Source organism: Romboutsia sp., from assembly GCF_051659545.1.
In the GTDB taxonomy this organism is placed as follows: Bacteria; Bacillota; Clostridia; order Peptostreptococcales; family Peptostreptococcaceae; genus JBOFOR01.
Genome location: NZ_JBOFOR010000069.1, coordinates 1 through 13289 on the forward strand (window position 1 = coordinate 1; position 13289 = coordinate 13289).

Annotated in this window: 14 protein-coding genes; 12 read left to right on the forward strand and 2 right to left on the reverse strand. The window is 27.8% G+C overall.

The features are described from left to right. Positions 1-10: 10 nt before the first annotated feature. Both ACRC03_RS03745 and ACRC03_RS03750 read right to left on the reverse strand, forming a co-directional pair. Positions 11-448, reverse strand: a complete 438-nt coding sequence (locus tag ACRC03_RS03745) for a hypothetical protein (protein WP_438651212.1) — start codon at positions 446-448, stop codon at positions 11-13. 126 nt (positions 449-574) lie between these two features. Further along, a complete protein-coding gene (locus ACRC03_RS03750; protein ID WP_438651213.1) occupies positions 575-1123 on the reverse strand; it encodes a DUF6143 family protein in 549 nt (182 codons plus the stop codon). A gap of 331 nt (positions 1124-1454) precedes the next feature. On the opposite strand from ACRC03_RS03750, the gene ACRC03_RS03755 reads away from it, so the two are divergent. The 12 genes from ACRC03_RS03755 (at position 1455) to ACRC03_RS03810 (ending at position 13273) form a co-directional block, all read left to right on the forward strand. Next, entirely contained in the window at positions 1455-3149 is a 1695-nt protein-coding gene (locus ACRC03_RS03755; RefSeq protein ID WP_438651214.1) for a methyl-accepting chemotaxis protein, read from the forward strand. Between the two features lie 80 nt (positions 3150-3229). Then, positions 3230-3853, forward strand: coding sequence for a hypothetical protein (locus tag ACRC03_RS03760; protein WP_438651215.1), 624 nt, complete (start codon positions 3230-3232; stop codon positions 3851-3853). A 177-nt stretch (positions 3854-4030) separates the two neighbouring features. Beyond that, entirely contained in the window at positions 4031-4861 is an 831-nt protein-coding gene (locus tag ACRC03_RS03765) for a hypothetical protein (protein ID WP_438651216.1), read from the forward strand. Next, positions 4852-5775 (forward strand): hypothetical protein, encoded by a 924-nt coding sequence (locus ACRC03_RS03770; RefSeq protein ID WP_438651217.1) that lies wholly within the window; start codon positions 4852-4854, stop codon positions 5773-5775. The genes ACRC03_RS03765 and ACRC03_RS03770 overlap by 10 nt, the downstream gene beginning before the upstream one ends. Positions 5776-5827: 52 nt before the next feature. After that, on the forward strand, positions 5828-6772 hold the full coding sequence (locus ACRC03_RS03775) for a hypothetical protein (protein ID WP_438651218.1): 945 nt from the start codon (positions 5828-5830) through the stop codon (positions 6770-6772). After that, positions 6773-7492, forward strand: coding sequence for a hypothetical protein (locus ACRC03_RS03780; RefSeq protein WP_438651219.1), 720 nt, complete (start codon positions 6773-6775; stop codon positions 7490-7492). It abuts the gene before it with no gap. A gap of 250 nt (positions 7493-7742) precedes the next feature. Then, on the forward strand, positions 7743-8510 hold the full coding sequence (gene modA, locus ACRC03_RS03785; RefSeq protein WP_438651220.1) for a molybdate ABC transporter substrate-binding protein: 768 nt from the start codon (positions 7743-7745) through the stop codon (positions 8508-8510). Positions 8511-8545: 35 nt separating this feature from the next. Then, positions 8546-9229 carry a molybdate ABC transporter permease subunit gene (gene modB / locus ACRC03_RS03790; RefSeq protein WP_438651221.1) on the forward strand — a complete coding sequence of 228 codons (684 nt, stop codon included), beginning with the start codon at positions 8546-8548 and terminating at the stop codon, positions 9227-9229. After that, a complete protein-coding gene (locus tag ACRC03_RS03795) occupies positions 9230-10288 on the forward strand; it encodes a sulfate/molybdate ABC transporter ATP-binding protein (RefSeq protein ID WP_438651222.1) in 1059 nt (352 codons plus the stop codon). A gap of 216 nt (positions 10289-10504) precedes the next feature. Continuing rightward, positions 10505-12175, forward strand: a complete 1671-nt coding sequence (locus ACRC03_RS03800; RefSeq protein WP_438651223.1) for an AAA family ATPase — start codon at positions 10505-10507, stop codon at positions 12173-12175. Positions 12176-12253: 78 nt separating this feature from the next. Further along, positions 12254-12664, forward strand: a complete 411-nt coding sequence (locus ACRC03_RS03805; protein WP_438651225.1) for a GNAT family N-acetyltransferase — start codon at positions 12254-12256, stop codon at positions 12662-12664. Between the two features lie 141 nt (positions 12665-12805). Beyond that, positions 12806-13273, forward strand: a complete 468-nt coding sequence (locus ACRC03_RS03810; RefSeq protein ID WP_438651224.1) for a GNAT family N-acetyltransferase — start codon at positions 12806-12808, stop codon at positions 13271-13273. Positions 13274-13289 lie beyond the last annotated feature (16 nt).

Consider the following 13289-nt stretch of genomic DNA (forward strand, 5'->3'; position numbering starts at 1 on the left):
TAGACAGGTATTATTTTAATCCTAGATCAGAAAGCATTTGAGAGATACCATAGATTTCATCGTACTTAGAATAATAATCATTAAATACATCATCAACTTTAGAATCTTGATAAACTTCAAATTCTACTCCTTTAAACTCACCTATAATACACTTTAGAGTGGTATTATTTAGATGATTTTTAAGTCTTTTTATGTATTCTTTTGGTTCTTCATTAGGTAAAACTTTTAGTTCATCAATATTTTGAGCAACTAAATAAGCAGAGTCATTTAATTCTTCTAAAGAGATACTTTCATTTAACTTAGTTTTTAAAATTTCTAGCTCATCTTCAGTAAACTCTAACTCATCTATATTTTTATCTTTTAAAATTTCCTGTATCTTATCTAAAATCATAGCATCATTCCATGCATACTTATCAGATATACTTTTATTATTAAATTTATCCTTCATTTTATAAATCTCCTAAGTTTTGTTTATTGTTATTATACCAAAGATTTAACACTTAAATAAGGATATAACTAAAAAAGTCTTCTACTAAGGTTAAACTTAATTAGAAGACTTTTATAATTTCAATTTTTAATAATCATAATGGTGGCAGTTTATAATTTTTTCCTCCCACCATCCAAAAGCAACTATAGCACTATCAAAAGCAACAGGTAGGTATCCTCCAAGATAAACAGCTATAGATTGACCAGGTGAAATAATAATTTGGCTACCGTCAACCACTTCAGTTGAATATGGTGAAACTATTCTACTGAATATAGGAATACCACCAACAGGAGGTTGAGAAGCTGAACTTAAATATAAAATTTCTCCATTTGGACTTGGTTCAGGTATAAAGCCAAGATTGACACAACTAACCAAATTACTAATTGAAGCTCCTGTAAAGGTAGATCTTACATAGAACTCAGCGGACAAGCTAAGAGCTGAAATATTTGTTATAGTGATAGCGTTTAAATAAATATTTACTCTTGAAGTAATAGGATTTACCAAAGCAGCTAAAGCGTGTTGATCTTGTCCAGTCAAAATTGGGGTTTGACCTATGAAATACCTACCTTTATTTGATTGATATAAGGGGTATGGTATAGAGACTTCTTTCTTAAGATTAGAATCTAGATTTGACATTATAATCACCTATATAGATTTATTTTTAGGAAATTCTATTCCCTATTATTATAGTATTAAAAATAGATATATTTTGTTATCAAATTATAGACTCTATGAAAGAGCATATAAATATATATTAAATAATTAAAGAAAAACATAAAATTTGAAAAAAATGGAAATAATATGTATAATGATAGTATTGTATATTTATAAAATATTTATTATTAAATAATAAATAAAATATTTATTAAGAAATATTACAATAAGTATTTTATTAGAGTTTGATAGGGGTGTATATAATTTTAAACAGTAATAAAAAATATAATATTTGATTTCTTAGGGGGAAGGTATGAAAAAATGGGGAGTGAAAAATCTTAAAATAGGAAAAAAGATTGGATTTGCATTTGCAGTTATATTATTGATAACATCATATGCAAGTGGAAGTATATTGTTTAATTTAAGAAAGTCAGGAAATTTAGTTAACGATTTATATGATGGACCATATCAATTAACAAATAATGCTATGGAAATTCGTAAAGATTTAATTTCAGCTAGACAAAATGTTAATTTAGCTTATAATACTGAAGATGTAGATAAGTACAAAAGTTTAGTTAATAATGATTTTGATAATATTGAAAAAAAACTACAACTAATAAGAGAAGATGATAGTATAGAAAATAGCTTAGAATATAACTTACAAAACTCTATAGAAAATTTAAAGCAAGAAGCTGAAAAAGTTTATCCATTGATAGAAGCTGCTGATTGGGAGAGTGTTGAGTCCAAATTATCTGATGAAAATAGCACATTTGTAAAAGCATACGATGAATGTGAAAATTATGCAGCAAAGATTTATGAATATTCAAATGAGCAAGGAAAAGAGTTTATAAAAAGTGTTGATAAAGCAGTATTACGTTCTAATATTATTGGAAATATTTTAACAACATTAAGTATATTACTAGGTATAATAATAGCTTTAAGAATTACTAAAGCAATAAAAAAACCAATTGATGAAATAGAATTAGCTGCCCAGAGAATGGCAGAAGGAGACTTTGATATTGAAATCAACTATGAGTCACAAGATGAATTAGGTAGCTTATCTAATAGTATGCGCCAAATGAGTAGTAAAACTAAAGAAGTAGTATACGATACAGCCTATGTTTTAAATGAAATAGCTAGAGGGACATTTGATGTAGCTCCACAAGTGGAATATGTTGGTGTATTTGAACAAATTGAAAATTCAGTAATAAAAATAACTAAGGATTTAAGTCAAACTATGTCACAAATAAATGTAGCGTCAGAAGAGGTTGAAGCCGCATCAGAGCAAGTAGCTAGTGGTGCTCAAATGTTATCTTATGGTTCAACAGAACAAGCAAGCGCAATAGAAGAATTATCAGCAACAATTATTGAAATATCAGAGAAAATTCAAGATACAGCAAAAAATGCAAGTGAAGCTAATAACTTATCATTGAGTGCAGAACGCGAGATTACAGAAGGTAATAAACAAATTAAAGAAATGGTAAAAGCTATGGAAGATATTTCGCTTACATCTAGTGAAATTGGAAGAATAATAAAAACAATAGATGACATAGCATTCCAAACAAATATATTAGCATTAAATGCAGCAGTAGAAGCAGCACGTGCAGGAAGTGCAGGTAAAGGATTTGCTGTAGTTGCTGATGAGGTAAGAAATTTGGCAGCTAAATCAGCAGAAGCAGCTAAAAATACAGCAACACTTATAGAAAATTCAATAAAAGCAGTAGACAATGGAAGTAATATTGTAGACAATACAGCACAGACTTTGAAGAAAATCATAGGTACAACAAATCAAACCATAGTATTAATAGATGGAATAGCAAAAGCCTCAGAGGAACAAGCTAGTGCTATAAATCAAGTTACATTAGGAGTAAGTCAAATTTCAGAAGTGGTACAAACTAATTCAGCAACATCAGAAGAAAGTGCTGCAGCAAGTGAAGAACTAAGTGGGCAAGCACAAATGTTAAAATCACTTATGGAACAATTCAAACTGAAAACTATAAATAGTTAAAATATAGTTACAAGTAGTACAAACAATCTAGACTATAAGGGTTTTTGTGGTATTCTATTAGTATATAGGAGGATGTATAGATGAAAATAAAAATATTTTTACTAGCTATGATATGTAGTTTATCATTAGTGGGATGCAGTACTCAGGATCAACCTGATAAAAAAGAACCAGAAAATACTCAAAACCAAGAGCAACAAAAAGAAGAACCTCAAAATGAAGAAGTTGAAAAAGAAGAAAGTAAAAAAGAAGAAGAACAAACTAATGAAGAAGATCAAAAAGAAGCTACAGCAAAAGTTATATTTAATTTATATACAATAGATGTAAATGATTACAGCAAGGTTATACCTTTTGAAAATAAGACTTTTACAATACAAACTGATAAAAGCATAGAGAACAATTTACAAGAGTTATGTAATACATTAAAAAAAGAGTATTTTAAAGATGATAATATTGGAATAAAAGTTGTATCTATAGATAACGATAAAATAGCTACTATTAACCTAACTAATGAAGAAGCTTGGATGAAACATTTCCAAGGTTCAGCAGGTGGAATAATAACGCAAGGAACAATTGTTGAAACTCTTCTTCAAAAACAATACCAAGGAGATTGGATAAAAGGATTAAAAATACAAGTAGATGGAAAAGATGGACAAGAATATGACCATGTAACTTTTACAGATACTTTTATGAGAGATAGTAAATAGAATTTACATAACCAAAAAAGAGTTGCCTCTAGTTAAGAGACAACTTTTTTTTATAAATTATGTAGGTAATGAAAATAGGAGTTAACTAATATTATTGGATTGGGTATAACTGGAAGAAAAAAACTTAATATGTTATAATATGACTTAATAAGCATAAATTGTAAAAAGGAGACATAGATGGAGAAATATTTGAAACATTATCAGGAAAGAATGCCACTTAAAGGGGTAATATTAATGTATGGCATAACTGATTATCTAGATAAAAATGTTTTTGTTGTAAATACAAGCCCTACTGTACTTATAGAAGATGACCATGGATATACAATAGAGCCTGCTGATTTAATAGGGGAAGAAGTAGAGTATTTACCAATAAAAATTGAAGAAGAAAAACAAATAATAATTGGGTCATTAAAAGCAGCGGAAAAAGTAACAAATAGAAGTGTCTTAAACCGTGAAAAAATTATAGTTAAGTCAGCAATTATAACGGATATATATGATTGGGGTGCATTACTTCTTGTTAATAACGATTTCATAGCAAGACTTTTAAATTCTGATTATTTTTGTGATGTAGAAAACAACAAATCGGATATGTTTAGAGGTGGTAGACTACTTAGTATTTTAAAAAAAGGAGATTGGGTAGATGGTTTAACTTGTGAACAAAAAAAACACAGCAACATAATAAGCTTGTATCGTAAAGAAAAGGTAGATATAAGCAAATTTGAAACATATCCTCTTAAAAATATCAGTGAGATATATGATGGTGTGCTAATAGAAGGGACTATTAGAGATATACATCCAACAGGTTGCTACGTTAAGATTGCTCCTAAATGTGATGCCTTGTGTCCTGTTCCGGAACATATAGATTTGGATATGGATGTTATGCCTGAAGATACTGTCTTAGTTAAGCTTAGAAAGTCAGCTCATGGAGTTAGAGGAAAAATATTGAATGTTACACAAAAATCTAACTTTAGATTTGAAGAAATGGACGGTGAAAATGAGTGGTATTAAGATACAATAGACTAAAGCAGGGTTATCAGGAAATAACACCACAATATAAGCAATTATGGCTTAATCTAAATAGTAACACTGAATTTGAAGATGCTCTAACATATATATATAATGAAAATAGTTCAGAGTTAGTGGAACGTTTGTGTAAATTTATGTATAAATTTAAATTTTCAACATACAAGCAAATAGAGGAATATATTGAATTATGTGGATATAATAAAAGGCTTATAGATATTCCTCAATTAATTTCAAATGGAATACTTAGTCAATTTGTATTAAGTCCCAATAATTTAGTAGAATGTACAAAAGAGGAAGTGTTTTTTAGTATTGGACCAAATGGAGGATTATTCCTAAAAAAATTCTTAAAGAAAAATGTTTCTAGATGGCTAATTAAAGATATATCTTTGTCTCCTATAAAAGTTATAGCTAGATTAGATATAGTAGATTTTTATTTGAATCTAATTAAAAGTTATGGGTTTGATAGAGTAAATAATGTATCAATAAATCCTATGAGAAGTATATATAAAGATGCCATAGGTATAGATTTAGAATTTGAGCTGCAAGGGGAAGACTCAAGTCAAATATTTATAACACAGCAAGTGTCTAGATATAATATTAATACAAGTTTTCCAAAGACAATGGTAAAAATAGAAAAATTATTAAAATCATCTAAAATAGGTGAAGTTTTTGATGAATCTAAAGGGATACCAAGAATAATTTTAATTTGTGAAAATGAAGAAATATTAAATTATGCACTAAAGAAAATGGAAGTATCTGAACTTAATAAAATATCTAAGCTTATGTTTATATCAGTAGACTACATAATACGTGTTCCATTAAAAGAATACAACTTAGTACAGTCAATAAATATAGATGGACAGGTAGTACAAGAGGAATTTTTTACACTTAAGTAAATTATATTACCTCAAAAATATAGATAGAATTGAATTTTAGTGGAGGAGTAAGATGGATAATCAATTAGGCAATTATATATTTACACAAAGGTTAATCTATCCCTTGAAGACACCTAGTTGTAATGAATTAAGCAAGTGCTTTATATCTGGTACAGGGAAAAGAATAAGTCAACATAGATTAACAGACAAAGACTTAGAAATAGTTTTTTTTGTATTTAAGTTTAAGGTATGTTCATTTGAACAAATTGCTAAATACTTAGAACTAAAGGGACATGAAGTTAGTGGTATAAAAAAAGATATAGAGAGACTTTCTAAACTGTTTGGACTTACAAATATTATAGAGTATACTTACATAAATACAGAAGATAAAGAGCAAAAAGAGCAAAAGCTTAAAGTTGTATGCTTGATGAGTGGTGGTATACATCTTGTGCGTAGTTACACTAATTATGATGTAGATGAAAATGTTCAAACTAGTTCGCAAATGCAACATACTACAAATAAAAGAACTAGTTACAATCTTAGTTTTGCAAAAAAAGCACTAGTTTCTATAGATTTATACTTAAATATACTAAAAAACTTAGATGATAAATTAGAGTGTTCAGATTTTAGAATAAAAATAAATACCTCTTCAATAGACAACGTATTCATTCCAGCAGATTACTTTATAAGTTTGAGGGAAAATGATGGACTACAAACTTATTTAGTTCGTAGTTTTAGTGATATGGAAGTAGAAAACTTATCTAGAATTGTAAATATAGGAGAAGCTTTTAATAGATTTATAAAAAATAAATCTTATATAAATATGTATTTACCTATTTCTAATTTAAAACCAAGATTAATATTTTTAGGTAGTGATGAAAAAATCACTAATTACCTTTACAAAATATTTAAAGAGTGTAAAACAGATATGTCTTTCATAGATGTTATTAGTATAGAAAAGAGTAACACTTTATTCGAAAATCAGCTTAGTGAAATAATGCAATTGGGAGTGATATAAGTGAATAAAAACATAGTATACAAAGCTCTAGTTAAAGAAATTATAAGGGACAATAATGAAGGTATAAAAAAAGTAATCCTAGAAAACTTAGATGGAAACAAATTTATTTTACCTGGAAGTGAAATAGAAGGAAAAATGCATTGGACTCTAAGAGAAAAGCAATTAGTAGACTTTGTACATATTAATGAATCAATAGTTTCCTCAAAAAAAGCAATGCCAATAAGAAGAAATATAATTATTTCTCAACTTAAATCTGAAGAAGGAACTTCAGGAATTGTAAAAAAAATTCACAGTTGGGGAGCTACTTTATCTATAAAAGGTGTAATTTGCGCTATAGATAATAGTGACTTTTCAGAAGACCACACGACTGTAGGCTGTGTTTATAATGTGGGAGATGAAATTAAAGGACTAATACTAAATAAAATTACAGGGAATCAAGTTATTATTGTAAAATTTAAAGAAAAGTATAAGAGTAATCTAGAATTAAATCAAAACTTCCTCAAAGAAGGAAACCTTATTTATGGAGTAGTTAAAAATATAAAAAAGTTTGAAAATACAGGAACTATGGGATGTTTTATTGGAATACCTGGAGATAGAGATATGTTGACTAGATTACCAGCCTTTGATGTTATAGAAGGTGATAGGGTAGTTTGCAAAATAAAAAAGGTAAATATGAAAAAAGAACAAATTAAAGGTAAAATAATTAAAATTATTGCCTAGTATAAACGAAATTATTATATTCAACCCGTAAGCAAAAAATTAATCTAGCTTACGGGTTTTATTAATAATTATTAGTAAATTCTATAGATACAAAATTATTGTATCTATAGAATTAAACCATATAACCTGACAAAATGTAACAAAATAGTATAAAATAGAATATGAGAAAGGTATAAAATAGAACGTAACTAGAGTATATAAATCTAAAATTTATAGAGAAGGTTCTAAATGATTTTGAGGAGGCAATAGTATGAAAAAACTAGGAAGGACAGTAGTACTTTTATCAGTATTATCATTATTAGTGGTAGGTTGTAGTAAACCACAGGATAAACTAGAGTTAAATATATCAGCAGCATCAAGCTTAAAAGAAGCTATGGTTAAGTTAGTAGAAGAATATAAAAATACTAATGAAAATATAAATTTAGTAGTAAATTATGGTTCTTCTGGTTCATTACAACAACAAATAGAGCAAGGAGCTCCTTGTGATGTATTTATTTCAGCAGGTAAAAAACAAATGGATGCATTAAAAGAAGGTGGATTACTATTAAATGATACATACAAAAATTTAGTAGAAAATGAATTAGTACTTATTGCACCAAAGGACAGCAGATTGACAAACATAGAAGATTTAAAAAGTGATAAAGTAAAACATATAGCAGTAGGTGAACCAAAGAGTGTTCCTGCAGGAAAATATGCAGATGAAGTATTAACAAACTTAAAATTAAAAGACTCTATTAAAGATAAATTAGTATTTGCAAAAGATGTAAAAGAGGTACTAGCTTGGACTACTTCAGGAAATGCTGAATTAGGATTTGTATACTACAGTGATATATTAAATAATGATAAAATAAAAGTAATAGAAAAAATAGCTAAAGATTCTCATAGTCCAATAATATATCCAGTAGCAATTACTAAAGACAGCAAAAAAAGTGAAGAAGCTAAGAAATTTGAAGACTTCTTACTTAGTGACAAAGGTCAAGATATATTAAAGGAGTTTGGGTACAAAAGCGTAAAATAACTAGGATAAAAATAAATTAGTAGGGAGAGATGGAGTTGAATAGAGACTTATCACCGTTAGTGATATCATTAAAAACAGCTTTTTTAGCAACCAGTATAACTTTTGTCGTAGGGATAATAGTATCATATTTAATGGCAAATTACAAAGGAAGGTATAAGGGGGTTATAGATGGAATATTTACCTTAGCATTAGTTCTACCTCCTACAGTTGTAGGTTTTTTTCTATTATTATTATTTGGTAAAAATGGGGTTATAGGAGAATTTTTATTAAAATTTGACCTAACTATTATATTTAGTTGGTGGGCAACAATAATTTGTGCTACAGTAGTAGCCTTTCCTATGATGTATAGAACATGTCGAGCTGCTTTTGAGCAAATTGATGATAATATGATTAATGCAGCTAGAACCTTAGGTCTTAGTGAGTGGAAAATATTCTACAAAATAGCAATACCATTAGCTTGGCCAGGTATAATAGCAGGTATAGTTTTAGCATTTACAAGAGCTCTTGGAGAATTTGGAGCAACATTAATGTTAGCAGGAAATATACCAGGCAAAACTCAAACCATGCCAGTAGCTATATTTTTTGCAGTAGAAGGTGGAGATATGAATAAAGCTATGATGTGGGTTTTAATTATTACAGCTATATCTATAGGTATGATTATAGTACTTAACTACTGGTCTGAAGTTCAACAGAAAATAATAGGGAAAAGGTGGAAGTAAATGGGTTTATACATAGATATAGAAAAAAAACTAGAAAGCTTTAATTTAAAAGTAAAGCTAGAACAAAAAAATGGAGTGTTAGGTTTTTTAGGAGAATCAGGTTCAGGTAAAAGTATGACTTTAAAGTGCATAGCAGGATTAGAAAAACCTACAAAAGGAAAGATAATTTTAAATGACAGGGTACTATTTGACTCTGAAAATAATATAAACTTATCTACCCAAGAAAGAAAAGTAGGATTTCTATTTCAAAACTATGCCCTATTTCCTCATATGACTGTAACACAAAATATAGAATTAGCATTAGAACATCTTAATAAGGAAGAACAAAAAAAGTTATCAAAGGAATACATAGAAAGGTTATGCTTAGAAGGACTAGAAAAAAGATACCCCTGGCAATTATCAGGAGGTCAGCAGCAAAGAGTAGCATTAGCTAGAGCCTTGGTAACTTCACCAGATATATTGCTTTTAGACGAGCCTTTTTCTGCATTAGATAATCACCTAAGACACAATATGGAAAAGGAATTATCTAAGATACTAGAAGATTACAAAGGACAAGTAGTATTTGTAACTCATGATATAGATGAAGCTTATAGAGTTTGTAAGGATATTGTAGTTTATAATAAGGGTGAAGCCTTAGAAAAGAGAGATAAAAAAGTATTGTTTGAAAAACCTAGATCATTAGCTGAGGCAAAGATAACAGGCTGTAAAAATATTTCAAGAGCGAAAAAAATAAGTGAAAATAAGGTTTATGCCACAGACTGGGGCATAGAATATGTTTTAGAGGAACCTATAAAAGATAATATTGAGTACGTAGGAATAAGAGAGCATCATATAGAAATAATGAACAAGCAAGATGGACATAAAGATGTAGAGAATACTTTTAAATTTAAGGTAACCAATATAATAGAAAATCCTTTTAGCAACACACTTTATATAAGAAATGAAGAAAATCATGCATTAAAATGCATTCAAATAGAAGTATACAAAAATATATATAAATTAGAGGATGAAAAGGATCTAATAATTAAATTTCCGAAGAATCATCTATTTTATTTTTAAAGAAATTCAAGATAGTGTAGGATGGGTAAACTTTAAAAACTATATATTATTCTCATAGAAAACTAAGGAGATTATATAGTAGACCCTGGATTAGGAACTACTATAACTATAATATACTTAGTATAAAATGCTATCAGTAACAATCTATTGTTTAAAGATTATACAATGGTTATAATATTAAATATGATAACTTTAACTAATGAGAGGTGATTTAGTTTGAAAAAAATAAGCTTAGGAACTAGCGATTTTAAAGAAATTATAGATAATAATTATTATTTCATAGATAAAACATTGATAATTAAAGAATTTCTAGAAGATAGCGGTAAGATAGCGTTGCTACCAAGACCAAGACGTTTTGGAAAAACTTTTAATTTATCTATTTTAAAATACTTTTTAGAAAAATCTGATGAAGATAGATCATATCTTTTTAAAAACTTGAAAATAGAAAATGAAACTGAAATAATGAAAAAACAAGGAGAATATCCTCTTATATATTTAACATTTAAAGATGATAAACATAGTACATTTGAAGACTTTTTAGAAGCATTTAGAGAAAAAATATCATCACTATATAAAGATTTTTATTATGTCTACAAAAACTTTGAGTTTGAAGAAGATAAAAAATACTTTGATAATATAATAAACAAAAATTCAGCCAAGGTTGAGCTTGAAGTAGCATTATTAAAATTAAGTAAATATTTAAATAAATATTATAATCAAAAGGTAATAATACTTATTGATGAATACGACACTCCTATCCATGAAAGTCATTTTAAAAATTATTATCCTGATATGATAGGTTTTATAAGGAACTTTTTATCATCAGCACTAAAGGATAATATAAATCTTGAAAAAGGTTTTATTACAGGAATACTTAGAGTTGCTAAAGAGTCTATTTTTTCAGGACTTAATAATCTTGAAGTTTATAGTATCTTAGGAGAAAAATATAGTGATAAATTTGGATTCACAGAAGAAGAAACTGTAGAATTATTAAAATACTATAACTTAGATAAACAAATAGAAACATTCAAATCTTGGTACAATGGATATATTTTTGGTAGTACTACAATATACAATCCTTGGTCAGTTCTTTCCTATATCAATAAACCAGATAGAGAATTTATGCCTTATTGGGTAAATACTTCTGAAAATAGTATTATAAAAGAACTTTTAGCTGATGGTAGCGAGGAAATAAAACAAGGACTTGAAACTTTATATAATGGTGGATATGTAGAATCTGAAATCAACGAAGATGTTGTAATGAGTGAGTTGTCTAGAGCTAAAACAAATCTTTGGAGCTTTTTACTTTTATCTGGATATTTAAAAACTATTGAAAAAATAAATAAAGAAGATAAATTTATATATAAGCTTGCCGTTCCTAACAAAGAAATAAAAACCATGTACAGAAATATAATTGAAAAATGGTTCCAAGAAGGGTTTATTGATTCTGATTTTACAAAAATGCTTAAGGCACTTACACAAGGGGATGTTAAAAACTTCAGTAAAATATTTAAAAGATATGTTATGATAAGCTTTAGTTATTTTGATACAGCAGGAAGAGACCCTGAAAAGGTATACCATGCATTTGTCCTTGGTATGCTTGTATCTTTAAGCTCTACTCATGAGGTACTATCAAATAGAGAGTCTGGAATAGGTAGATATGATGTTAGTTTGATACCAAAAGATAACACTAATCCAGGAGTGATTTTTGAGTTTAAGAGATATGATGAAGAAGATGAAGAAACTATAGCAGAGATGTTAGATATTGCATTAGCTCAAATAGAAGATAAAAAATATGATACAGAACTAAAGGCTCGTAAAGTAGAGCATATAATAAAGCTTGCTATTGTGTTTAATGGGAAAGAAGTTCATATAAAACAAGGATAATACAAGATTATAGGAGGTATAATTATAAAGTTTAATAATTGTAGACTGGTTAGTTTAAACAATGAGATACTGGAGCATATATTCTCATGGAGATACGATAAACCATATAATGTATATGATTTATATTTAAATGATTATTTTAAGAATAGTGACCTATGGGGAGTAGAACAATTTGCTTTAGTAGAAAATGAGAAGATAATTGCATATGTATCATGCCAGGTAATAAAAAATGATATGTGGGTTGGATGGTCTTTAAGACCAAATTTATGTGGAAGTGGAACAGGTCATGAGTTTGTAGAAAAATGTACAGTGGAATTAATATCATTAAAAAAACATTATATGAAAGATATATTTTTAAAAGTATATAGCTGGAATACTCGTGCTATAAAAGTTTATAAAAAAGCAGGCTTTGTATACTATGATAAATTTATAAGAGTTGAAAATGGCGAGGATACTGAATATATCATAATGAAGATGGATATTAAATAAGAGCGAATTCTGATATTTAAGCGTCCACAAAAACATCTGTTTTGGTGGACACTTAATAAATTGTACATTCTGCTATAATTAAAATAACAATCTATATAATGGGGGGAGATTATTATTTATTTTGAATTTAATGATTTTTATATGGAATTAATTGAGAGTAAAGATTTAAATGATATTGTTAATTTATACAATTCAAATGAGCTTTTTCTAAAAAGTCATATAGGTAAGGAAAGTATAACTACAAAATGGGTATCTGATGAGTTAAATATAATGAAATATGAAGGGTTTCATTCCTCCAAAGTTGTCCAAAAAAATTCAAATAAAATAGTAGGGTTAGTTGATTTTAAAGTAGAAAAAGAAACTTACTTATCATTACTTATGATTAATAGTAATCTTAGAGGTCAAGGCATTGGAATGAAGGTATATGAATTATTTGAAATGTACATAAAACATTGCAATAGCACTAGTTTAAGAATTGATGTTGTTACAAATTATGATAAACATGTCCTTGATTTTTGGATGAAAAATGGATTTAAAAGTATCGAAAATATAAATTTAAATTGGAATGAAAAAGTATTACCTGCTGTTGTTATGAAAAAGTATATATAGCAAATTAATATTATTT

Bases quoted from the DNA above. Each gene is read 5' to 3' on its own strand.
- ACRC03_RS03745 (WP_438651212.1), bottom strand. From the start codon at position 448: ATGAAGGATAAATTTAATAATAAAAGTATATCTGATAAGTATGCATGG.
- ACRC03_RS03750 (WP_438651213.1), bottom strand. From the start codon at position 1,123: ATGTCAAATCTAGATTCTAATCTTAAGAAAGAAGTCTCTATACCATAC.
- ACRC03_RS03755 (WP_438651214.1), top strand. From the start codon at position 1,455: ATGAAAAAATGGGGAGTGAAAAATCTTAAAATAGGAAAAAAGATTGGA.
- ACRC03_RS03760 (WP_438651215.1), top strand. From the start codon at position 3,230: ATGAAAATAAAAATATTTTTACTAGCTATGATATGTAGTTTATCATTA.
- ACRC03_RS03765 (WP_438651216.1), top strand. From the start codon at position 4,031: ATGGAGAAATATTTGAAACATTATCAGGAAAGAATGCCACTTAAAGGG.
- ACRC03_RS03775 (WP_438651218.1), top strand. From the start codon at position 5,828: ATGGATAATCAATTAGGCAATTATATATTTACACAAAGGTTAATCTAT.
- modA (WP_438651220.1), top strand. From the start codon at position 7,743: ATGAAAAAACTAGGAAGGACAGTAGTACTTTTATCAGTATTATCATTA.
- ACRC03_RS03795 (WP_438651222.1), top strand. From the start codon at position 9,230: ATGGGTTTATACATAGATATAGAAAAAAAACTAGAAAGCTTTAATTTA.
- ACRC03_RS03810 (WP_438651224.1), top strand. From the start codon at position 12,806: ATGGAATTAATTGAGAGTAAAGATTTAAATGATATTGTTAATTTATAC.